This window comes from Actinopolyspora alba, from assembly GCF_900112765.1.
In the GTDB taxonomy this organism is placed as follows: domain Bacteria; phylum Actinomycetota; class Actinomycetes; order Mycobacteriales; family Pseudonocardiaceae; genus Actinopolyspora; species Actinopolyspora alba.
Map to the genome: position 1 here is coordinate 277,778 of NZ_FOMZ01000004.1, position 21,701 is coordinate 299,478.

Here is a 21,701-nt window from a genome sequence, read left to right on the forward strand (position 1 = left end):
ACCTTTCCACGGAACAGTTACTGTGTGATGTGCACTACGCGGAGGCTACCGATGGGTAGTGCGTGGTGCGAGACACGCGGTGGACAATTGACCTCGACTGCACTTCAACTTTTACCGTTGCGGGGCTGGTCGCTCCCGGGAGGGCGACCGATCGTGTAAGGGTGCTTGCCGATGTGGTGACATCAGGTAATCGATCGCGTGGTTCACGGGGGCGGGCTGTGCACCCGTGCGGGTGAGGAAGGATTGTGTCGATGGCTGTGACCGTAGTGGGGATCGGTGGTTCGGTCCGGGCCGACTCGCAATCCGAACGTGCGCTGCAGGCCGTGTTGGCGGGCGCCAGGGACAGCGGCGCCAAGGTGCAGGCCATAACCGGTGACGAGCTGATCATGCCGTTCTTCGACACGTCGGTGTCCGAGCGGACCCCCAACGCCCGGGCACTGGTGCGAGCTCTCCGCGGTGCTGACGGGGTGGTGCTCGCCTCGCCCGGTTACCACGGCACCGTTTCCGGACTGGTGAAGAACGCCCTCGACTACGCGGAGGACCTGCGCGAGGACGAGCGCCCGTATCTGCAGGGACGTGCCGTCGGCTGCGTCGGTATCGCGTACGGCTGGCAGGCGACCGTGACCACGTTGCAGGCGTTACGTTCGGTGGCCCACGCGCTGCGGGGGTGGCCGACCCCGTTGGGTGCGGCCGTGAACTCGGCCGAGACCGGGCTCGGTCCCGGCGGCGAGTGTGCCGATGCCAAGGTCGCCTCGACACTGCACACCATCGGGGAGCAGGTGGCGGAGTTCGCTCTCGGAAACTGACGCGGTTCTTCCCGTCGCGCCGTTTCGCTGTCGTTCGTCGATCCCGACGAAAAGCTCCACGAACCGTTTCGGTACGGGAACCTCCGGGTACGCCTCGTGCAGCCCCCCATATCCAATGTCGCACCGGGGGCTACGAGGAGGTACGACGAAATGGCCGAGAAGGGTCCGATCACCAGTCCGTTGGCCGAAGCCGAGCGCGATATCACCGCCAAGTCTCTCCAGGCCACCCTGGTTGACCTCGTCGACCTGCATCTGGTTGCCAAACAGGCGCATTGGAACGTGGTGGGCGGCGATTTCCGCAGTGTTCATCTGCAGCTGGACGAGCTGGTCAGCAACGCCAGGGAGTTCGCCGACAGCGTCGCCGAACGTGCGGCGACGATCGGCGTCCCACCCGACGCGCGGGCGGGCACCGTGGCCGAGAGCTCGGGCGTGCCGGAGTTCGACTCGGGTTGGCGCCAGGACCACGAAGTGATCGCGGCGATCGTCGAGATCCTCGGGAAGTTGATCAGGCGGTTGCGCGCGCGGATCGACGAGACCGACAAGACCGACCTGGTAACGCAGGACCTGCTGATCTCGGTCGCCGCCAAGTTGGAGGAGGCGCACTGGATGTGGCAGGCCAAGCTCTCGGGTAGCTGATTTCCGTCACACATCGAGTGTGGAGGCGATGACGGTGCGAAAGATCGCCGATTGCAGGGAAACCCCCAGCGTCATGAACTGCACGCTGACGATCACCGGTGAGGAGAACGAGGTGGTGCGGGCCGCGGCCGAGCACGCGGTCTCGGTGCACGGCCACGAGGACAGCGAGGACCTCCGCGAGATGATTCGCGGTTCGCTCAAGGACGAACGGAGCTCCACCGCCACCGGCTGACGTCCGGAGCGGCGCCGAGCCCGCGAACACCCCTGGGGAGGGGCCGGAATCCCGCACGGATCCGGTAGGGGACGGGCGGTGGCGTCGCTGTGCGGAGCTCCCGTACACGCGACGCCACCGCCCAGTTCTCGATTTCGAGAGCGGAGGAAACGGTCCGGTACCTTCCCGTCGGCTGTTCCTGATGCCCGCTCACGTTCCGCTGTTGCGTTCGAGCCGGTATGCCCAGGAGCTGAGTCCTCGAGTTACGAAGTGCACAGCCAACGCGGTGGGCACCAGACACAGGGCGGGAACCCACTTTCCGTGCTGCGCCGGGTACATCGCCAGGGGAAGATATGGTTCGACGTTGGGGAACAGATTGTCGGTGAGCGCCAGGGCGAAGTATCCGGCGATACTCACAGCCCCGCCGAGCGGGGGGCCCAGCAACGCCGACAGCAGCAGCGTGAACCCGCCCATCGTGAGCGTGTTCGGCAGTATCCACCAGAGGTCGACTCCGGCGGGCATCGTGTGCTTTCCGACGAGTGCGGGTAGCACCGGCAGTGCGATGGCCGTCGCGGCCAGCACGACAGCGAGCAGTCTGACCCTGATTCCACCCAGCCGCTCCCACTCCCAACAGCGTGGTCGCAGTATCGCGCTCGCCAGTACGCCTGTGACCACGGCGATCAGTTCAGGAGTGGGGATCTTGTGCGGGCGGGCGAACGGATTCACACCGAGATCGACGTTGATGGCAGTGCGGTAGAACGCATATGACACGCCTGTTACGGCGACGACGAGCAGCAGGAGCATAGGTACCCGTCGCGCGAGCAGGACAAGCCGTAATGTCGTCATGGTCTGCTGTCCAGCGCGCATTCGGTGATTCGCCGTTCGTGAGCGGCGAGCCAGGTTCGGACCTCCTGCTTCGAGGCAGTGCCGAAAGCCGGAATGTCGGAGATCCTAGGGCGCAAGCCGCTGGTCTGTTCGGCACGGCCCGCCAGCCAGTAGGACAGCTCAGTGGCGATGTCCGCCGGGTGTCGGGATTCGAGCACGGTACGAGCCATGTCGGGTTGGGCACGCTCGGGGAACCGAACCGCGCAGGCGGGGGAACCGGCCAGCCCGTAAGCGATCTGCCGTTGCAGGCTCCTCTTAGAGCCGGCCATATCAGTGCGGACTCTGATTCCGACACCCACGATGCCATCGGGTCTCGAGTCAGCCCGGGATCCGCCCAGCAGCGCACTGTCCCAGACTTGTTCACCGTGCGTGGGCACGTTGCCGTAGGCCTGATATACCGGTTCAGCGGCAGCGATCAATTCGTCGAGCTCCGGCTGGTGGGCCTGATGTACGCAGTAGCGGACCCCCGCCTCGGTCCGGCAGGTTCGTGGTGGTTCGGAAGCCGCTTCGGCGAGTCGGGGATCAGTGCCGAGCGGCGCCAGCAACATCGCGAGCACCAGCACGATCAGTCCCCCCGTGCTCCAGGACGGGATCTTCCATCGGCGTGAGCGTGCCAGTGCGCGGGAGGCCATGAGGCTTGTTGCGGTCGTGACCAGCAACAGGAACGCCAGGCGGTAGCCGACAACGGACAGATTGGCGGTCTGTCCCACCCCCGCGCCGTCGTACGTGACCGGGACGATCGCGCGGAAATTACCCGAGCTGGCCATGTTGAGCTGGATCGCCAGAAAACCGAGCACCAATATCAACGGGCTGACCCACGCTGTGGTCGCCAGCACACCGGCGAAGTACCCGACCGCGGTGGCGGTGAACACGCTCAACAGGCCGGTGAGTACTGGGAGCGGGCCAGGACCTCCCGCATGAGCTGTCAGAGTCGTCAGCACCACCAGCGGGACCATGCCCAATACGTAGCTGCCGGTGAAAACACCACCGAGCAAACCGAGCTGGCGGATCGCGATCGGTGCGCCGCTGCGGAGCGAGCTGGCCAGATTGGTGATCCGGTCCGGACCGGTCAGACGTCCCGCGGCGTAGGCCGCGGCAGCGGCGCTGAGCGGTACCGCGAAGATCAACGGTTCGGAGACGAATTGCTGCGAGGTGCGCGCCCACACCTGGTAAGGCCAGGAAAACATCTCCAATGTTTGTGAGAACACCGCCAGGGTGATCGATATCGCCGGCAGCAGTAGCGGCAGCGAACCCAGTGGCCAGCGGGAGGGGCGGATCATTCGGACACCCCCAGGCTGTTCACCAGCGCGTCATAGGCACGTTCGAACGGGGAACCCAATGCCGATGAGGTCGACTCCGGGGCGTTGGCTTCCAGGAGTCCGTGGAACTCCTCGTTACCGCCCGCGAAAGCGAGGCGTCCCGCGGCGAGAACGGCGACGGTCCCGCACAGTTGCGCGATGTCCTCGAGCAGATGGCTGGACAGCAGGACGGTTCGTTGCTCGCCGAGTTCGCCGAGCAGCTCCCGCAGCCGTAGTCGCTGTCCCGGATCCAGGCCCACTGTGGGTTCGTCCAGCACGAGGACAGATGGATCGTGCACCAAAGCGGCCGCGAGACCGAGACGTTGCCGTTGGCCGCCGGAGAGCTTTCGTACCCGTAGGTGTGCGTATTCGGACAGCGATACCGATTCCAGAGCGCGTTCCGCGGCGGGTAGACATTCCGCGTCGGGCAGACCGTTGATCCATCCCGCGTAGGCGACCGTGTCACGGGTCCGCATCTCGGAGGCGAGCGAGAACCGCTGTGGGACGTAACCGAGCAGTTTTCGCGCTGCCGTGCGGCCCTGCGAGGTGCCCAAGTCGTTCCCGCTCAGCAGTATTCGTCCTTCGGAAGGAAGGGAAACGGTGGTGAGCAGCGAGAGCAAAGTCGTCTTACCGGCGCCGTTCGGCCCCAGTAAGCCGTTGACTCCCTTCCCGAAGGTCCACGAGACGTCGTGCAACGCGGTGTGCCGTCCGTACCGGAAAGTCACCCGGTCCAGCTCCACGTCCAAGCGGTACAGCCCCTTTGAATCTGTTGATCACCCCGGCGGTCCGAGTGTGTCACGAGGACAGCGAGAACCGCCGCGAGATGATTCGTGGTTCGCTCAAGGACGAACGGAGCTCCACCGCTACCGACTGATGTTCGAAGCGGTGCCTCGTACATTTCGCGAGAAATGTACGAGGCACCGCTCCGGCATCGTGCCGGTGTCCGGCCGGTGGGGTGGCGGTCAGCGCGCCGCCCGCTCGTACTGCTTCGGCCAGGGCGAGTCGGCCCGCAGCCGGTCGGCCGCGTGCAGCGGCCAGTGCGGGTTGCGCAGCAGTTCGCGCGCGAGCAGCACCGCGTCGGCCGAGCCCGAGGCCACGATCTCCTCGGCCTGCTCCGGGGAAGTGATCATCCCCACGGCCCCGGTGGATACCTTCCCCTCCTGGCGGATCCGGCGCGCGTAGGGCACCTGGAAACCGGGCCCGACCGGGATGGAAACCCCGGGTTCGATTCCGCCCGAGGACGCGTCGATCAGGTCCACGCCGCGCTCGGCCAGCAGCTCGGCCAGCCGCACCGAGTCGTCGCCGGTCCAACCGCCCTCGACCCAGTCGGTGGCCGAGAGCCGGGCGAACAGCGGTTTGCCCGCGGGCCACACCGCGCGTACCGCCTCGGCGATCTCCAGCGCCAGCCGTGTCCTGCCCTCGAAGTCGCCGCCGTACTCGTCGGCGCGGTCGTTGGCCAGCGGGGAGCAGAACTGGTGCACCAGGTAGCCGTGCGCGAAGTGCAGCTCGATCACGTCGAAGCCCGCCTCGTCGGCCCGCCGGGCCGCGGCGGCGAAGTCGGCGGGCAGCGCCGCGACCTCCTCGGTGCGCAGCGCGCGCGGCGCGGCCAGCTCACCGAACGCCCGGTCGGTGGAACTCACCGTCGGCCATCCGCCCGCCGCTTCGGGCACGGCGTCGTCGCCGTTCCAGGGAGCGTTCGCCGAGGCCTTGCGACCGGCGTGGGCCAGTTGCACGCCCGGCGTGGCGCCCTGCGCACGCAGGAAGTCGGTGATCCTGCGCCACGCGGCGACCTGTTCGTCGTTGTACAGGCCGGTGTCGGCGGGGCTGATCCTGCCTTCCGGGACCACGGCGGTCGCCTCGCTCAACACCAGCCCGGCCCCTCCGGTGGCGAACTGCCCCAGATGAACCAGGTGCCAGTCGTTCGGGACACCTTCGGTGGCCGAGTACTGACACATGGGGGCGACCCAGGCGCGGTTCCTGATTTCGATGTCGCGGAACTTGATCGGTTCGAACAGCATGCTCACGACTGTTGGGACAGCACGACGGAACGGAGTATTCCGCTACGTCGCCCGTGTCGTCCTCGTCACTCCGGAACCGCGCCGGGCTCAGGCCGTTCCGGGCTCACGGCATCGAGCTCGCCACACGTCCGAACGCCTCGGTGAGCAGGTCCCAGAAAGCACGCTGGTCGAGCGCGGTGGCCACCAGCGCGTTGTGGTCGGCTTCCGGGGCGAAGTCGGTGACCGTCATCCCCGAGGTGAACCGACCGGAGGTCTCCACATCCACCCGGGCGCGCACCGTGGTGAACAGTTCCGGCGCGATCACGTGCGCCACCGCGCACGCGTCGTGGATGGCGGGCCCCTCGTCCCGGTACTGCCGATTGCTGCCGTAGAAGTCCAGGCAGGGGGAGAGCAGTTCCTCCTGCAACTTCCCCAGCCCGACGAAGCGTTGCCTGACCTCGGCGGTCGCCCTCGCCTGGTGCGTCAGGTCGAGCCCGAACATCACCGGCTCCCACGGCGCGTCGAAGACCACGCCGGCCGCCTCCGGGTCGGCCCCGATGTTGAACTCGGCCGCCGGGGTGAGGTTGCCACGCGTGTAGGAACCACCCATGACGACGAACTCGCGCACCCACTCGGCCAGCCTGGGTTCCTTGCGCAGCGCCAGTGCGACGTTGGTCAGCGGCCCCACGGCCACCAGGCTGATCTCGCCGGGGGACGCCGCGACCGTGTCGATGATGAAGTCCACCGCGTGCCGCGTATCAGGCTCGGACTTCGCCGTGGGCAGCACCACGTCGCCCAGGCCGGTGGCACCGTGCACGGTGGAGGCCGTGTCCGGCGCGCGCAGCAGCGGTCGGTCGGCACCGCGAGCCACCGGCACGTCCATGCCGTAGAACTCGGTCAGGCTCAGCGCGTTCGGCGTGGTGTGCTCCAGCCCCACGTTGCCCGCCACCGTGGTTATCCCCGCGACCTCCAGCCCGGGCGAACCGTGCGCCAGGGCTATCGCCAGCGCGTCGTCGATGCCGGGATCGCAGTCCAGCAGGACCCGTTTCAACCTCTCAACCCTTCGTCTCCTGGTACGACTTCGCCACCCCGGATCACCCGACGGAGTCGGCGATCGACTTCGCCTCCTTGGAACCGGTCTCCAACGAGCGGCAGCAGTACACGATCCAGGCGGTCACGCCATCGCTCTCACCCGAGGCGAACCCCGCCGCGGCCGAAGCATACTCCTGCTGCCTGCGAAAATGGGCCACTTCCGGGACGACGAGTCCCTTGGGGTCCAGGCCGCTGCCGATCACGGTCAGGCGCGCCGCCGCTCGCGCGATCACCCCGTCGACCTCACCGAAGGGGGCCAGCGCCAGCAGTTCCCCGTGCACCACGGCGGCCTGCACCGGACCGGGCACGGTGCCCTGCGCCTGCCCGCCGAGCTCGGTGATCATCCTGGCCAGCAGGTCCAGCCGTGTCGAGACCTCCGGGTCGGCGCGCGGACGCCCGAGGCGTTCCTGCTCGTCCACCCCCACGAGATCGGCCGCGGCCAGCACGTGCAGCCGGGCCAGGGCCTGCAGCGGTGCGCGTTGCCAGGTCGGCAACAGCGGCCCCAGGGCTTCCGCCACCCGCAGTGAGCCCGCCAGCAGCGGATCGGTGACCTCGCCGCCCTCGGGGATCTCGGTGGCTCCACCGGCCACCGCCGCGGAGGCACGCGCCGCACGCACCGAAGCCTCCGCCGCCGTGGTCGCCCAACCCCTGCGGTTCGTCGGGTGTTCGTGGACCTCGTCGATCGCGGCCCTCGCCGCGTCGACGGCCTCCGACACACCAGGGAGCCCCACCAGCGGACGTAGCGATTCCTGCGCGTTCACGGGTCCAGACGCTACCCGTCCGTTCGGACGACGCCGTACCCCTCCGTGCCGCTGCTCACCAGCGGCCTTCGATAAGAGGAACTCGTCCCGGCACGAGTCCCCGGCAGACGGGCCCGTGCACTGTCGCGCGCTATGAGCCCACCAGTTCGAGCAGCTTCGACACCGTGTTCCAGTTCCGGGTGGTCGCGACGGTGTTCCCCAACACGGCCGGCCGGGTCAGGGCGTCGGCGAGCCCGGATCTGCCGATGCCGTCCGGAAGGTACATGTAGATCACCCGGTCGCCGAGCCGGAACCGCTCGGGGTGGAAGCCCGCCGGGTCGATCGTGGTTGTCCGTTCCTCCGGAAGCCGATGGGACAGGAAGCTCGCGTGCAGGAGTTTTCCGTGTCCCGCGGCCTCCGGGAAGGGATTGCCCGCCACGACCTCCCGCAGATAGCCGGCTTCGCGGACCAGGCACGACACGTGCGCCCCGAACCGTCGTTCGATCCCGCGTTCCAGCAGTTCGCCCAGGGCCGATTCGTCGCCCGAGTCGTGGCTGAACACGAGGTTGCCGCTGTTGAGGTGGCTGCGCACTTCCTCGAGGCCCAGCTCCAGGGCGAGTTCCCGCAGTCCCGCCATGTCGACCCTGGTTCGCCCGCCGACGTTCACACCGCGCAACAGCGCGACGTAGCGGGTGTTCGTTCCGGTGGTGCTCACGCTCGCACCGTATCCCGAGGGGCCGACTTCGCCGGGGCTTCGAGGTCCGTGTGCCTACGGGGAGTTCCGCGATTTCACGGTGAGTTACGTGGCTCCACCGGGATCCGGGCTCCACCGGGATCCGACGAGTGTCGTGGAAGTTCGGACGGGGCGCGACAGCGGTGCACGAGCAGTGTTCTCGTCTTGCTCTTCTCCGGGCATACTCACCTGAACGTGGGTAATTGTTCCGAGTGAGCATGTATCACTCGGTGACGTCCGTTTCAGGGGGTTCCGGTTCGCCGTGCGTGGCTAGGCCGAAGGGGATCACGCGCTCGTGCGCTACTCGTGCGGGGTATTCACAGTTGCCGTCACAGCGGCCAGAATCGTGGCGACAGCGGATGATCGGTGCCGTTCACGTGCGACTGATGTAGTGCGTTTCGCATTCGTGCGGCTTAGGATCGACACGCGGAGGCGATGCCGCCCCGGTCTTTCGAGGAACGTCTCCGGGGAGACTGGATCCCCCCGGAAAAATTGGTCTCAACCTTTGCTCGATTCCCTCTATCGAATTAAGCCGAATCCCACTACGGTTCGGCTACAGACAGAGCTGTAGCAGCAGCGACGGAGGTTCGACACCGATGAGTCAGCCCGACGGGCAGAGCAACACGTTGGACAACCTGCTCGAGGAGAACAGGACGTTCCCACCCGCAGCGGACTTCGCGGCGCAGGCGAACGCCACCGCCGAACTCTACGACCGGGCAGCCGAGGATCGGCTGGGCTTCTGGGCGGAGCAGGCCCGTCGCTTACAGTGGGACTCCGATTGGGACCAGGTGCTGGACTGGTCGAACGCCCCCTTCGCGAAGTGGTTCGTCGGAGGCAGGCTCAACGTCGCCCACAACTGCGTGGACCGGCACGTCGAAGCGGGCAACGGCGACCGCGTGGCGATCTACTGGGAGGGCGAACCCGGCGACTCGCGCAGGATCACCTACTCCGAGCTGCGTGACGAGGTCTCCAGGACCGCCAACGCGTTGACCGAACTCGGGGTCGGCTCCGGGGACCGCGTCGCGATCTACCTGCCGATGCTGCCCGAGGCAGTGTTCGCCATGCTCGCCTGCGCCCGACTGGGTGCCCTGCACAGCGTCGTCTTCGGCGGGTTCTCCTCGGAGGCGTTGCGCAGCCGGATCAACGACGCCGAGGCCAAAGTGGTCATCACCTGCGACGGCCAGTTCCGGCGCGGTTCGGCGGCGCCGCTGAAGGCCAACGTCGACGAGGCCGTCACCGACACCCCCAGCGTCGAGCACGTGCTGGTCGTGCGCCGCACCGCGAGCGAGGTCGGCTGGGACGACGACCGGGACCTCTGGTGGCACGACGTGGTCGACCGGCAGAGCGCGACGCACACACCAGAGTCGTTCGACTCCGAACACCCGCTGTTCATCCTCTACACCTCGGGCACCACCGGAAAACCCAAGGGCATCCTGCACACCTCGGGTGGCTACCTGACGCAGGCCGCCTACACCCACAACACGGTGTTCGACCTCAAGCCGGAATCCGATGTGTACTGGTGCACCGCCGACATCGGCTGGGTGACCGGGCACACCTACATCGTCTACGGGCCGTTGGCCAACGGCGCCAGCCAGGTCATCTACGAGGGCACCCCCAACAGCCCGCACGAGGGCAGGCACTGGGAGATCGTGCAGAAGTACGGGGTGACCACCTACTACACGGCCCCGACCCTGATCCGTACCTTCATGAAGTGGGGAGCCGAGATCCCCGCGCAGTACGACCTGTCCACCCTGCGGGTGCTCGGAACCGTGGGCGAACCGATCAACCCCGAGGCGTGGACCTGGTTCCGCGAGCACATCGGGAGCGGCCGCACGCCCATCGTGGACACCTGGTGGCAGACCGAGACCGGCGGCATCATGATCTCCCCGCTTCCCGGTGTGACCTCGGCCAAGCCCGGTTCCGCACAGCAGCCGCTGCCCGGACTGTCGGCCACCGTGGTCGACGAGAGCGGCACGCCGGTCGGCAGGGGAGAAGGCGGTCTGCTGGTGCTCGACAAGCCCTGGCCCGGCATGCTGCGCGGTATCTGGGGCGACGACCAGCGCTTCAGGGACACCTACTGGGCGCGGTTCGCCGAGCAGGGCTACTACTTCGCCGGTGACGGCGCCAAGTACGACAGCGACGGCGACATCTGGCTGCTGGGCCGGGTGGACGACGTCATGAACGTCTCCGGGCACCGCATCTCCACCACCGAGGTCGAGTCCGCCCTGGTCTCGCACCCCACGGTCGCCGAGGCCGCCGTGGTGGGCGCCGAGGACGCCACCACCGGCCAGGGCATCGTCGCGTTCGTCATCCTGCGCGGTGGCAGTGGCGAGGACGCGGGCGGCGACACGGCCATCTCCACCCTGCGGGAGCACGTGGCGCACGAGATCGGCCCCATCGCCAAACCCCGGCAGATCATGGTGGTTTCCGAACTGCCCAAGACCCGGTCCGGCAAGATCATGCGCAGGCTGTTGCGCGACGTGGCGGAGAACCGCCAGGTCGGGGACGTCTCCACCCTCGCCGATTCGAGCGTCATGGATCAGATCAGTGCCGGGATGAAGTCCGGCGACGACTGAGAGCGGGACCGCGTCGGCTCGGTCGGAGTAGCGGCGCGGCCTCGCGATGCATCCGACTCACGCACCGGGTTCCCCGGCGCAGTGGCGCGGCGATTTCCCACGAAATCGCCGCGCCACTGCCGTGCCGGCGGCTGAGCGGTAGGGCAGGTCCGATTCCGTCGGGGTCCGATAAGTGCCGTCGGGGCGGTTAGTCCCGATTCGGGCTCGCGTCGCCGAGCGGGGTGGAGCCCCCGGAGTGCCTTCCGCGACAGGCGATCCCGGATGCCGCTCGATTTTTCTCACATCCCGGATGTTCATCCGCCTACCCCCGAATGGTTGCTCCAGGGGACCGCATTGGAGCGATCCACCGAAATCCCAGTTCACAGCGGGTTCAGTTGTGGATTAACAACTTTTTCTTCGGTTGGCAACCCCCGGCCCCGTCGCCGGCCCGCCGGCGTCGCCATGCCGGTCTCGATGGGGCGGAACGGACCTTTTCCCGTGTTAAGCTCAGCCGCGGGGCGAGCCGGAAAACGGTCATTGTGGAGTACGTGACGTAACAATCTCAGGAGCACCTCCGTGGCGAAATCGCAGCGCAACCGATCACAACGGTCCGGCGCCCCGGAGGCTCGGGGGTTCGACTTCGGTTCGTACCTGCGAAACGAAACCGTCGGTGGCATGTTCATGCTCGCCGCCACGGTGATCGCGCTGGTGGCCGCCAACTCCCCGGCATCGCACCTTTACGCGGCGGTTCGTGACTTCACGATCGGTCCGCACTTCCTGCACCTTGACCTCACCGTGGGGGAGTGGGCCAAGGACGGTCTGCTGGTCATCTTCTTCTTCGTGGCAGGACTGGAGCTCAAGCGCGAGCTGGTCCTGGGGGACCTGGCCGACCGCAAGAAGGCCACGCTTCCGGTGCTCGCCGCGCTCGGCGGCATGATCGTGCCCGCCGTGCTGGCTGTCGCCATCGGACACGGTGCGCCCGGCGCCGCCCAGGCGTGGGCGATCCCGGTGGCCACCGACATCGCCTTCGCGCTCGGTGTGCTCTCCCTGACAGCCTCGGCCATGCCCACCACCGCCCGCGTCTTTCTGCTCAGCCTCGCCGTGGTGGACGACCTGGGGGCCATCATCGTCATCGCGGTGCTGTTCACCAGCGGGATGAATCTGATCGCGCTGCTGGTGGCGGTGCTGCTCTGCGTCGGTTACTGGTACGCCCAGCACCGCCGCATTCGGACCTCGTGGCTCTACGTGCCGCTGGCTGTGGCCACCTGGGTCGCGGTGCACAGCAGCGGAGTGCACGCCACGATCGCCGGTGTGGCGCTCGGCCTGCTCACCAGGGTTCGTCCCGATCCCTACGAACATGCCTCGCCCTCGATGCGGCTGGAACACCGGTTGCAGCCGTGGTCGGCCGCCCTGGTGGTGCCCGTGTTCGCGCTGTTCGCCGCCGGTGTTCCGGTCGGGCTGGACGCGCTCAGCAGCGTCTTCCAGGACCGGATCGCGATCGCGGTCATGGTCGGGCTGGTGGTCGGCAAGCTGATCGGGATCTTCGGTACCTCGTTCGTCGCCATCAAGCTCGGGTTCGGCAGTCCACCGCAGGGGGTAACCTGGAATGACCTGTTCGCGCTGGCGATGCTGGGTGGTGTCGGCTTCACCGTCAGTCTGCTGATCGCCGATCTCTCGCTGGCGGGAGCGGCGGCCGATCGGGCCAAGGCAGCCGTGCTGATCGCCTCCGCGTTCGCCTCGATCGTGGCCACGTTGATGCTGGTCTTCCGCAAGCAGCACAGCTCAACGCACACGACCTGAGCTTCTGGTTTTTCCCAGTCGTTTCGCGTGGCGATGCTGGTGGCGTCGATTTCTCGCGAAATCGCCGCGCCGGTGCGGCGATGCGCTCCTGCGGGCGTCGATTTCTCGCGAAATTGACACCCTCGAGCAGCGGGAGCGCTCCGGCTCCGTCGATTTCTCGCGAAATCGCCGCGCCGCTTCGACGCGGGCCGAGCTCCCGCCAACCCCGCAAGATGAACTCAGGCCACTTACGCAGTCGGTACCGCCGCGGGTTCTCCGGTGCGGCTCTCGCGAGGACGCCGGAGACGTTGTGTAGGTCGCTACCCGATGTCGCCGGACCCGCAGCGAGAGCCGTGCCAGAGGTTCCGCCACCAGCACCGCCAGGCAAACCGAGCTAGCACAGTCCCGCAGGGCGCGTCACTGCGTGGGTGTTGGTCGCTCGTGGCACGATAACGAGCGTGAACAGCTCCCAGAACAAACAACACGACGGGGCCGGCAACACCGCCGAGTCGGCCGTGACCTCGATTCCACTGTCCGAAGAGGGCACCGGTTCCGGAGGCGAGCAGTCCATCGGCGCCCTGGGGCGGGACGTCGCCACGCATCTGTCCTCGTTGGTGCGTGGCGAGCTGGAGCTGGCCAAGGCCGAGATCTCGAGTGAGGCCCGCAAGGCCCTCAAGGGCAGTGTCTACTTCGTCCTGGCACTGACGGTGCTGGCCTTCAGCAGCTTTTTCCTGTTCTTCACCCTCGCCGAGGGGCTCCACGCGCTCGGACTGTGGCGCTGGGCCTCCTTCGGCATCGTGTTCCTGGTCATGCTGCTGGTGACCATCGTGCTGGCCCTGTTCGGCTATCGGCGCGTGCGCAAGATATCGGCCCCCAGGCGAACGATGGACTCGTTGCGCGAGACCGCGCAGCTGCGCCACCGGCACTCGCAGGACTCCGCCGAGCGGCCCCAGCCCTCCGAGTGAGGTCCGCCGCGCGTGGCCCGTGTCCGTCCGGAGACGGGCGCACACGCGGGGCGATCGCCCCGCGGCCCGGCGCGGCCCTCCGGGTCACTCGGTGCAAACACCGGTCGGCACCTCCGACGACAGGGTGGGTGCCGCTGCCACCTCGTCGGCCACCTCGGACGCGGTCAGCGCGAACCCGGTATTCGGGTCGTCGACGGCGGCGCCGAACACCAGGCCGACCACTTCACCGTCCGGGTTGATGAGTGGACCTCCGGAGTTGCCGCTCTGCACCTGGGCCCGCACGGTGTACACATCGCGCGTCACCGTGTCCTCGCCGTAGATGTTCGGTCCGCGCAGGTCGATCCGCTCCCGGACCCTGCCCGCCGAGGCGGTGTAGGGGCCGTCCAGCGGGTAACCGAGCACGATCACGTTCGTGCCGGAGCTCGCGGGCTGTGAGACGAACTCCATCGGTTCCGCGTCCAGCGCGGGAACGGACAGCACGGCCACGTCCTCCTCCTCGTCGAAGAGCACCACGTTGGCCGCGAAGCGCCCCCGTCCGATCTCCACGAACACGCTGTCGGTGCCCGCGACCACGTGGGCGTTGGTGACCACTCTGTTCGGGGCCACGACGAAGCCGGTCCCCTCCAGTGCGCGTCCGCAGTCCGGTGCCCTGCCGCGTATCTTGACGATGCTGGAACGGACCTCCCGCACCACCTCGCTGCGCGCCAGCGCCGGGTTCGGTGCCTCGATGCGGGCCACCGGTGTGCGGGAGAACGGTTGCAGCGCCTCCGGGAACCCGCTGACCCCCAGTACCTCCCGCAGTTCGGACGGCAGCTCGCGCGCGGCGTCCGGCATCATCGAGTCCACGGTGCGCAGCACGCTCGACCTGCTGACACTGCCCGCGAGCCCCGGCAGCGCGGAGGCGGAGGTCAGTGGCAGCGCCACCAGCCAGGCCACCACGAACACCGCCACGCCCTGCAGCAGGGCACCCAGCGTGTTGTCGACGCCGATCAGTCTCCGGTGTCCGGTGATCCGCTCCCGAAGTTGGTGGCCCGCCCACATGCCCGCTGTCTCGCCCAGCGCCACGAGCAGTACGACGATGCCGATCCCGAATCCGATTCGGGCAGCCGCGCTGTCGAGCTGTTCGAGCAGCAGCGGTGCCGAGCGCACCCCGACGATCGCACCGGCGAGTACTCCGATGAACGACAGTGCCGCGGTGACCATGCCGTGGCGCGCGCCGGACGCGGCGGCCAGCACCGCCAGCGCCACCACGAGCAAGTCGACCCAGTTCACCGGTCACCTCGGCTTTCGTTCCTCGGAAGTTGTCCGCGAGTTCGTCTCCCGTTCGGGTGCCCGGCCCGGTGGGCCGGAGCCCGGTGGTCGTTTCGGACGCGCGGCAGGACGGGGAGGCACGGGACGGCTATCCGAAGTGCCCTCCACCGTCGGTGACGCGCCGAATCGGCCGCCGGTTCGGCGTGCGGGGGAACCAAGGTTCCCAGACCGGCACCGGGATCATTGTCCGAACCCGGGATCGTCGATGTCGACAGCGGCCTGCCAGGCTTCGCTCAGTTCCCGCACGTCTCCACGGTTCCACCCTCGTGACCAACCCGCGAGGTCGAGCACGCCGTCCAGCAGCCCGCCGGTGAATCCCCAGACCAGCATGCTCGGTACGAGGAAGGCCGGGGTGGTCCTGCCGCCGATGCGGACGTTGAGCCGGTTGCCCGGTCGCGTCAGCATCGAGATCGGCACGCGTGCCACGGCCGCAGTTTCCGCCGGGTCCACCGCTTCGACCGGACCGGGATCGTGCCAGTGGGCCAGTACCGGGGTCACCCGGAAGGCACTGTGCGCGAGGTAGAGCTCGGGCAGCGTCGCGACCGGGGTGATTCCCGAGGGCAGCACGCCGACCTCCTCGATCGCCTCCCGCAGTGCGGTGTCGACCGGTCCCTCGTCCCCGTCGTCGGTGGCACCACCGGGAAAGGCCACCTGTCCGGGATGCGAGTTCAGGCTGTCCGCGCGGCGCAGCAGCAGCACGTCGGGGTCGCCGTCCCGACCGGGGTCCTCGCCGAACAGGATCAGCACCGCGGCGGGGCGGACGTCCTCGCGATCGGGCGGACGCAGCCACCCCAGGGAACTCGCGTCCACATCGGCGGTGCGCTCCACCAGTGGCCGCAGCCAGGCCGGTAACTCGTTCGGCTCGATCAGCGGTCCGTGTTCCTCGTTCACCGCGCCTCCAGTTTCCGCTGTACCGCCGAGGCGACCTCGTCCGCGGACTCGAACACTTCGACGGGCATTCGCTCGACCTCTCCCGAAGGAGTGACGAGGTAGCTGGCGGGAAGCGGTTTCGGCACCCGCAGTCCACGGGAGAGCTCTCCCCGCGTGTCGTGGATCATCGGCAGCCGCACGTCGAGCTCGCGCAGCAGCCGCAGCCCGCTCTCGGGGGTGCTGCGTACCTGCACACCGAGCACGCGCACTTCGTCCTGCCGCTCGGCGTAGTCCCGCAGCGCGGGCAGTTCCTCGCGGCACGGCGCGCACCAGCTCGCCCAGACGTTGATCAGGGTGGTTCCCGAGGCCGTCAGCTCGCCCAGGTCGGCCCGGGAACCGTCGCCCAGGCAGCTGCCCGCGGCTCCCCGCAGCCGCGGGGGCGGCTCGCCGCCCTCGGTCGGTTCGCAACCGGGGAGCCCGGCGTCCGCGCGCAGGGCCGCGAGGTCACCGGTGGTTCGGTTCGTGCCGGTGGGTGCGGGGCTCTCCGGTGGCGTCGGGGTTCGATCCCGTGGCCACAGCGCGACCACGGCCAGCGCCGCCACCGTCAGCACGATCAGGGTCCACCTGAGTTCGCTGCCGAACCGGAACCGTTTCGAGCGCTCCGGAGTCATCCCGCCGACTCCCGTGCGGCCGGGTCACCGGCACGCTCATCCGTGGCGGTTTCGGTCGTGGAACCGGTGCTCACCCCCGCGAGCTGCAGCAGCCGGTCGGCTTCCGAACCGCTCACGAGTTCGGCGGCCGTCCCCGGATCGGTGGGACCCGTGCCGTACGAGGGGCAGTCCTTGGCCAGCAGGCAGGCGCCGCAGGCAGGCTTGCGCGAGTGGCACACCCGTCGGCCGTGGAAGATCACCCGGTGCGAGAGCATCGTCCACTCCGAGCGAGGGATGAGCTCGCCGACCGCGCTCTCCACCTTGACCGGGTCCTCCTCGGTGGTCCAACCCCACCGGCGGACGAGCCTGCCGAAGTGCGTGTCCACCGTCAGCCCCGGGACGTCGAAGGCGTTGCCCAGGATCACGTTCGCGGTCTTGCGGCCGATCCCCGGCAGCTTGACCAGCTCGGGCAACGTGGCGGGCACCTCGCCGTCGTGCCGCTCCACCAGTGCGGCTCCCAGGCCCAGCAGCGAGTTGGCCTTGTTGCGGTAGAAGCCGGTGGGGCGGATCAGCTCCTCCAGCTCGGCGCGGTCGGCCCCGGCGTAGTCGGCCGCGGTCGGGTAGCGGGCGAACAGCCCGGGCGTGACCTCGTTGACGCGTTTGTCGGTGCACTGCGCCGACAGGATGGTGGCCACCGTCAGCTCTAGCGGCGTCTCGAAGTTCAGCTCGCAGTGCGCGTCCGGATAGGCGTCGGCGAGCGCACGCATGATCCTGCGTGCCCGTCGCACCAGGCCGAGCCGGGTCTCGCCGGTGCGCCTCCGCTTCGGTTCGGTGTCGTGCTCTGGGCGGTCTGGAACTGGTTCGGACACCCCCCTAGCTTACGGATCGCGAGTCCCGTCGGGTCCCCAACCGGTCGGCGGAGGGGAACGTCCGGTGATTCCGGTGCCCGATAGATTCGGTTGCGTCCGGCAGCTGCTCCCACGACGTGGGCCGCTGTCAAGCACCCCGGTTGCGGAACGCACCGACGGATGAGCGAAGATTGGGTCACAATGACTGCCTGGTTCGTGATCGTCGTACCGCTTGTGATCATGTTTTTCACGCTCTTCATGGAGCGTGTCGAAGCCCGGCTTCGGCATGTCGCGGTGCAGGAGAACGAGGTGGAGGAGCTGCTGGAGAACGCCCGGCCCGACGAGGTTCGGGCGCTGTTCCGGCAGGGAATTGGACGTGCGCTGGAGCTGTTCCAGCTTCGCAGGGTGGGACGCGCCGGCAGACTACGAACCCGCCGTTCGCGTGACCGGTCGTAGACTGGTCGGTGGTGATAGGCGGCACACGCCGGTACCGCATCGAGTGACGGTGCCGGTGTCGAGAGCAGCCGCCGCGTCTCAACATGGAGGGACGAGGTGGACGAGACCCTGTCGCGGGCCGGCATCTTCCAGGGTGTGGAGCCGGCCGCCGCGGAGGCACTTACGCAATCGCTGGAACCGGTGGAGTTCTCGCGGGGACACGTGATTTTCGCCGAGGGGGAGCCGGGGGATCGCCTCTACATCCTCCAGTCCGGCAAGGTCAAGCTGGGCAGGAAATCCCCGGACGGTCGGGAGAACCTGCTCGCGATCATGGGCCCCTCGGACATGTTCGGGGAGCTGTCCATCTTCGATCCGGGACCGCGGACATCGACCGCCACGACGGTGACCGACGTGCGGGCGTTGACCATGGACCGCAGTGCGCTGCGGCAGTGGATCGGAACTCGGCCGGAGATCGCCGAACAGCTGCTCCGGGTCGTGGCCCGCAGGCTGCGCCGGACGAACGGCATGCTCGCTGATCTGATCTTCACGGACGTCCCCGGTCGGGTCGCCAAGGCGTTGTTGCAGCTCGCGCAACGTTTCGGCAGCCAGGAGTCCGGTCTGCTGCGGGTCACGCACGATCTGACCCAGGAGGAGATCGCGCAGTACGTCGGGGCTTCCCGGGAAACCGTCAACAAGGCGTTGGCCGACTTCGCGCATCGCGGATGGCTGCGGCTCGAGGGCAAGAGCGTGCTGATCCTCGATCCCGAGCGGCTGGCGCGCCGTGCCCGCTGATTCCGTTCGCGGAGAGCGGGACCTCGCGTAGTCGACGCCGGTTTCGGCGTCCGCGACACACCGACCGCCCACTGCTTCGCGCCTGACGGGCGCGGTTGGAGCGGCCGGTGCGTATCAACATGTCCGCACACCTTCGGTGCTAGCGGTACTTCACGTGGGACGGCCGGCCCCGAGCGGGGGCCGGCCCCGCGTGTCCGGAGTGCCCCGCGTGTCCGGAGTGTTCGCAACGCTCCCACTGTTCGGGAAGCCTGATCCGGCACGGCCCCCACATACCGGTGCGCACAAAAAGAAGGAACCGGGCGCCACCCCCGACGCGGCGCTCCGGCTCCCTCTTCTCGCGTGGTCCGTCCCCCGACCAACCACGCTTTTTCCCCGATCCCTCGATGGTCGGCCCCGAACCAACGCATCGAAGGCTTGTTCTTCGGTTCTCCCGCCGTCGAGTCGACCGCGGTGCGGCTCTGACGACCGGTTCCCGATGGCTACGCCGAGTGTTCTCACGATCACTCGTGCGTTGCACACTCTCAGCTTGCGCCATTCGAGCCGTCTTGCCAAGCCCTTTCACTCATGAAGACGTATCGGAAGCGCCCGGGGTTGCGTGTCGGTCCCGAATTTTTCGGTTCTTTTTCGGCGGGTCCACTTGATCGGGCTGACCTGCGAATTCGTTTCGTGTCGCGTCCGGGTAGCCGGTCGGATGGTGAGCGGGATAACGCGAAAACCAGTGGTACTGCCGTACCACTTTCGTGATACTGGCACGCGTGTCCCACTCCGTCTCACTGGCCGACTACCGCGCGGCGCTGCGTACCAGAGGTGCCGCCGCTCCCGTACTGACCTCGTTGCTCGCCAGGCTGCCCGTTGCGATGATCGGACTGGCCCTGTTGCTCTATGTGCAACGAGTGACCGGTTCCTTCGGCGTGGCCGGACTGGTCTCGGCGGGCAACCTCGTGGGCGTGGCCGTCGGTTCGGTGGTGCAGGGGCGGATCATGGATCGGCTGGGGCCCACCCGGCCGCTGCTCGTGGTATCCGCGGTGTTCACCGGTTTCGTCGCCGCCGAGATCGCGGCCGTCGAGCTGGGCGGGGCAGCGGTACCGATGATCGTGCTCGCCGTGGCCGTCGGACTGAGCGAGCCGATGACGGGTCCCGCATCGCGGGCGCTCTGGACCCGGCTGCTCCCGCCGGGCCGCACCAGGGACGCCGCCTACTCCTACGAGGCCATCAGCATGGAGGTGTTCTTCATCCTGGGGCCGGGCATAGCAGGCCTGCTGGTCAACATGCCCTGGGCCGGTACCGGACTCCTCGTCGGGGCGTGCTGCATGGTCACGGGCAGCACCGGATTCGCGCTCACCCCGGCGGCCCGGCGACACCGACCGGTGGACCGTGCCGACGCCGTCGGCTCCCTCCTGGGTGCGCTCGCCGCCCCCGGGATGCGCACCGTCGCGCTGGCGGCGTTCGGGTTCGGCGCGCTGCTGGGCATGGTGGAGGTCGCGGTTCCGGCCGCCGCCGAACGCGCGGGCCACGCCGCGCTCGGCGGCCTGCTGCTCAGCGTGCTGTCCGTGAGCTCGGTCGTGGTCGGCGTGCTCTACGGGATGCGTCCCTGGCCGCGACCCATGTACCTGCGGCTGCCCGCGCTGCTCTCGGTGTTCGCGGTGCTCATAGCGCTGCTGGCGTTGCCGGAGACCCTACTCGGGCTGACGGTGGCACTGCTGGTGGCGGGCACGCTGATAACTCCGCAGTCGACCGCTCACTCCGTCGCGCTGGAGGGTGCCGCGCCTCCCGGCACGGCAACCGAGGCGTTCAGCTGGGTCATCACGGCGGTGACGCTGGGCTCTGCCTTCGGGCAGTCCGTGAGCGGACAGCTCGTGGAGATGGCCGCGCCGCCCACGGCCTTCCTGGTGGCCAGCGGTATCGGGCTGGTGCTCGGTGCGCTGCTCTGGTTCCGCCGCCGCACCCTGCTCACCGAGGACGATCCACGCCCGGTGCCGAGCTTCGCCGAAACCCGCTGACCGGACTGCTCCGGCCGGGTGCTCCCGCGCGGGAGTGCCCGACCGGAGCGAGCGAAGGTGGGAGTGTTCTCCGGGCTCGGGACACCGGAGCGGGAACGAGCGGTGGGTTCCGCCGGTGAGCATCCGAGATTCGAACGGAGGTTGGACCGAGTCGGTGACACGGATCAGTCGAGCTCGCCGAGTTCGCGCAGGTGGTTCAGCTGTGCCCGCACGGTGCTCTCGGCGGCGGGCCGCACGGCCGGGTCCACCTCCGCGTAGACGATGTCCACCACCTCGCCGGGGTCCACCACCTCGCCCGGGTCGCCGCTGCCGCCGAGCTTCCGCAGCGCCGCCCGCACCTGGTCCAGCCGTTGTCGCCGGTGGTCCAGGTAGTTCGCGGCGGCCTGCCGCGCGTCCGGTTGCTCCGGACCGTGCCCGGGAAGCAGCCAGGTGCTCCCGGCGAGTTCGGTCAACCTGCGCAGCGATTCCAGGTACGAGCCCAGGTCACCGTCCTCTGCCGCGACCACCGTCGTCCCACGACCGAGGATGCTGTCACCGGAGAACAGCGCCGCCACGCCGTCGTGCTCGGTGTGCAGGCACAGCGAGTCCGCGGTGTGGCCGGGAGTCGCCATGACCCGCAGCCGCACGCCCGCGGCGTCGATCGTCTCGCCCTCGCGCAGCGGTCCCGAGCCGAATCCCTCCGCTGGCGTGGTGCCCGCCACGCACAGCTCCGGGTCCAGCGCGCGCACCGGTGCGCCGGTGAGCTCGGCGAACTCCGCCACGCCCTCGGTGTGATCGGGGTGGTGGTGGGTGAGCAGCACCCCGGTGATCCGGGCCTGCTCCCGTAACTTCCGCAGGTGCTCCCGTTCCGAGGGACCGGGGTCGATCACTATCCGTTCGTCGGATTCGGGCGCACCCACCAGCCAGGTGTTCGTGCCGTCCAGTGTCATCGCGTTCGGGTTCCGCGCCAGCAGCACGGTCGCGAAGTCGAGCACCCGACGCGGGGTGCCGGGGGCGGGATGCCGCAACGTCGACGAGGTCAACTCGTGTCCTTTCCTGCTCGTCCGAGGCCGAGGCCGGGGTCGGGCCGACCGGGGTGCCTTTCGGCGGGTCTCACGA

21 protein-coding genes are annotated in these 21,701 nt (G+C 68.4%); 9 read left to right on the forward strand and 12 right to left on the reverse strand.

Going from position 1 to position 21,701, the window contains the following annotated elements:
• Nucleotides 1-251: 251 nt before the first annotated feature.
• The 3 genes from BM150_RS07645 to BM150_RS07655 all read left to right on the forward strand — a co-directional run bounded on the left by BM150_RS07645 (nt 252) and on the right by BM150_RS07655 (nt 1,674).
• A complete protein-coding gene (locus BM150_RS07645) occupies nt 252-806 on the forward strand; it encodes an NADPH-dependent FMN reductase (RefSeq protein WP_092925472.1) in 555 nt (184 codons plus the stop codon).
• A gap of 150 nt (nt 807-956) precedes the next feature.
• The gene (locus BM150_RS07650) at nt 957-1,442 is read left to right on the forward strand and encodes a Dps family protein (protein ID WP_092925474.1); all 486 of its coding nucleotides are present in this window, start codon (nt 957-959) and stop codon (nt 1,440-1,442) included.
• A gap of 28 nt (nt 1,443-1,470) precedes the next feature.
• The gene (locus BM150_RS07655) at nt 1,471-1,674 is read left to right on the forward strand and encodes a DUF1059 domain-containing protein (protein ID WP_092925476.1); all 204 of its coding nucleotides are present in this window, start codon (nt 1,471-1,473) and stop codon (nt 1,672-1,674) included.
• A gap of 189 nt (nt 1,675-1,863) precedes the next feature.
• Here the strand turns inward: BM150_RS07655 and BM150_RS07660 are convergent, their stop codons facing one another.
• The 7 genes from BM150_RS07660 to BM150_RS07690 form a co-directional block, all read right to left on the reverse strand.
• Nucleotides 1,864-2,520 (reverse strand): hypothetical protein, encoded by a 657-nt coding sequence (locus BM150_RS07660; RefSeq protein WP_139219470.1) that lies wholly within the window; start codon nt 2,518-2,520, stop codon nt 1,864-1,866.
• Nucleotides 2,496-3,818 carry a hypothetical protein gene (locus tag BM150_RS07665; RefSeq protein WP_092925480.1) on the reverse strand — a complete coding sequence of 441 codons (1,323 nt, stop codon included), beginning with the start codon at nt 3,816-3,818 and terminating at the stop codon, nt 2,496-2,498. The genes BM150_RS07660 and BM150_RS07665 overlap by 25 nt, the downstream gene beginning before the upstream one ends.
• Entirely contained in the window at nt 3,815-4,576 is a 762-nt protein-coding gene (locus BM150_RS07670; RefSeq protein WP_245755360.1) for an ATP-binding cassette domain-containing protein, read from the reverse strand. The genes BM150_RS07665 and BM150_RS07670 overlap by 4 nt, the downstream gene beginning before the upstream one ends.
• A gap of 222 nt (nt 4,577-4,798) precedes the next feature.
• Nucleotides 4,799-5,860 carry an NADH:flavin oxidoreductase/NADH oxidase gene (locus BM150_RS07675; protein ID WP_092925484.1) on the reverse strand — a complete coding sequence of 354 codons (1,062 nt, stop codon included), beginning with the start codon at nt 5,858-5,860 and terminating at the stop codon, nt 4,799-4,801.
• Between the two features lie 97 nt (nt 5,861-5,957).
• Nucleotides 5,958-6,884 (reverse strand): nucleoside hydrolase, encoded by a 927-nt coding sequence (locus tag BM150_RS07680; protein ID WP_092925486.1) that lies wholly within the window; start codon nt 6,882-6,884, stop codon nt 5,958-5,960.
• Between the two features lie 43 nt (nt 6,885-6,927).
• The gene (locus tag BM150_RS07685; RefSeq protein WP_092925488.1) at nt 6,928-7,686 is read right to left on the reverse strand and encodes a Fic family protein; all 759 of its coding nucleotides are present in this window, start codon (nt 7,684-7,686) and stop codon (nt 6,928-6,930) included.
• A gap of 130 nt (nt 7,687-7,816) precedes the next feature.
• Nucleotides 7,817-8,380 (reverse strand): DUF1697 domain-containing protein, encoded by a 564-nt coding sequence (locus BM150_RS07690; protein ID WP_092925490.1) that lies wholly within the window; start codon nt 8,378-8,380, stop codon nt 7,817-7,819.
• Between the two features lie 614 nt (nt 8,381-8,994).
• Between BM150_RS07690 and acs the strand changes: the two genes are divergently transcribed.
• The 3 genes from acs to BM150_RS07705 all read left to right on the forward strand — a co-directional run bounded on the left by acs (nt 8,995) and on the right by BM150_RS07705 (nt 13,697).
• Nucleotides 8,995-10,974, forward strand: coding sequence for an acetate--CoA ligase (acs, locus tag BM150_RS07695; protein ID WP_092925492.1), 1,980 nt, complete (start codon nt 8,995-8,997; stop codon nt 10,972-10,974).
• Nucleotides 10,975-11,529: 555 nt separating this feature from the next.
• Nucleotides 11,530-12,753 (forward strand): Na+/H+ antiporter NhaA, encoded by a 1,224-nt coding sequence (gene nhaA / locus BM150_RS07700; RefSeq protein WP_092925494.1) that lies wholly within the window; start codon nt 11,530-11,532, stop codon nt 12,751-12,753.
• A 437-nt stretch (nt 12,754-13,190) separates the two neighbouring features.
• Nucleotides 13,191-13,697 carry a phage holin family protein gene (locus tag BM150_RS07705; RefSeq protein ID WP_245755340.1) on the forward strand — a complete coding sequence of 169 codons (507 nt, stop codon included), beginning with the start codon at nt 13,191-13,193 and terminating at the stop codon, nt 13,695-13,697.
• A gap of 84 nt (nt 13,698-13,781) precedes the next feature.
• Here BM150_RS07705 and BM150_RS07710 read toward each other — a convergent pair whose 3' ends face one another.
• From BM150_RS07710 to nth, 4 genes are all read right to left on the reverse strand, one after another.
• Nucleotides 13,782-14,969, reverse strand: coding sequence for a MarP family serine protease (locus BM150_RS07710; RefSeq protein WP_092925496.1), 1,188 nt, complete (start codon nt 14,967-14,969; stop codon nt 13,782-13,784).
• Between the two features lie 219 nt (nt 14,970-15,188).
• The gene (locus tag BM150_RS07715) at nt 15,189-15,899 is read right to left on the reverse strand and encodes an NUDIX hydrolase (RefSeq protein WP_092925498.1); all 711 of its coding nucleotides are present in this window, start codon (nt 15,897-15,899) and stop codon (nt 15,189-15,191) included.
• A complete protein-coding gene (locus BM150_RS07720; protein ID WP_092925500.1) occupies nt 15,896-16,549 on the reverse strand; it encodes a TlpA family protein disulfide reductase in 654 nt (217 codons plus the stop codon). Before BM150_RS07720 ends, BM150_RS07715 begins: the two co-directional genes overlap by 4 nt.
• On the reverse strand, nt 16,546-17,397 hold the full coding sequence (nth, locus tag BM150_RS07725; protein WP_245755341.1) for an endonuclease III: 852 nt from the start codon (nt 17,395-17,397) through the stop codon (nt 16,546-16,548). The genes BM150_RS07720 and nth overlap by 4 nt, the downstream gene beginning before the upstream one ends.
• A gap of 180 nt (nt 17,398-17,577) precedes the next feature.
• On the opposite strand from nth, the gene BM150_RS07730 reads away from it, so the two are divergent.
• From BM150_RS07730 to BM150_RS07740, 3 genes are all read left to right on the forward strand, one after another.
• Nucleotides 17,578-17,832 (forward strand): hypothetical protein, encoded by a 255-nt coding sequence (locus BM150_RS07730; RefSeq protein WP_019855884.1) that lies wholly within the window; start codon nt 17,578-17,580, stop codon nt 17,830-17,832.
• Between the two features lie 96 nt (nt 17,833-17,928).
• On the forward strand, nt 17,929-18,603 hold the full coding sequence (locus BM150_RS07735; RefSeq protein ID WP_092628218.1) for a Crp/Fnr family transcriptional regulator: 675 nt from the start codon (nt 17,929-17,931) through the stop codon (nt 18,601-18,603).
• Between the two features lie 755 nt (nt 18,604-19,358).
• Nucleotides 19,359-20,603: an MFS transporter gene (locus BM150_RS07740; RefSeq protein WP_245755342.1), complete on the forward strand. Its 1,245-nt coding sequence runs from the start codon at nt 19,359-19,361 to the stop codon at nt 20,601-20,603.
• 164 nt (nt 20,604-20,767) lie between these two features.
• Here the strand turns inward: BM150_RS07740 and BM150_RS07745 are convergent, their stop codons facing one another.
• Nucleotides 20,768-21,625 carry an MBL fold metallo-hydrolase gene (locus BM150_RS07745; protein ID WP_217641446.1) on the reverse strand — a complete coding sequence of 286 codons (858 nt, stop codon included), beginning with the start codon at nt 21,623-21,625 and terminating at the stop codon, nt 20,768-20,770.
• Nucleotides 21,626-21,701 lie beyond the last annotated feature (76 nt).

Bases quoted from the DNA above. Each gene is read 5' to 3' on its own strand.
- BM150_RS07645 (WP_092925472.1), top strand. From the start codon at position 252: ATGGCTGTGACCGTAGTGGGGATCGGTGGTTCGGTCCGGGCCGACTCG.
- BM150_RS07650 (WP_092925474.1), top strand. From the start codon at position 957: ATGGCCGAGAAGGGTCCGATCACCAGTCCGTTGGCCGAAGCCGAGCGC.
- BM150_RS07655 (WP_092925476.1), top strand. From the start codon at position 1,471: ATGACGGTGCGAAAGATCGCCGATTGCAGGGAAACCCCCAGCGTCATG.
- BM150_RS07660 (WP_139219470.1), bottom strand. From the start codon at position 2,520: ATGCGCGCTGGACAGCAGACCATGACGACATTACGGCTTGTCCTGCTC.
- BM150_RS07665 (WP_092925480.1), bottom strand. From the start codon at position 3,818: ATGATCCGCCCCTCCCGCTGGCCACTGGGTTCGCTGCCGCTACTGCTG.
- acs (WP_092925492.1), top strand. From the start codon at position 8,995: ATGAGTCAGCCCGACGGGCAGAGCAACACGTTGGACAACCTGCTCGAG.
- BM150_RS07720 (WP_092925500.1), bottom strand. From the start codon at position 16,549: ATGACTCCGGAGCGCTCGAAACGGTTCCGGTTCGGCAGCGAACTCAGG.
- BM150_RS07730 (WP_019855884.1), top strand. From the start codon at position 17,578: ATGACTGCCTGGTTCGTGATCGTCGTACCGCTTGTGATCATGTTTTTC.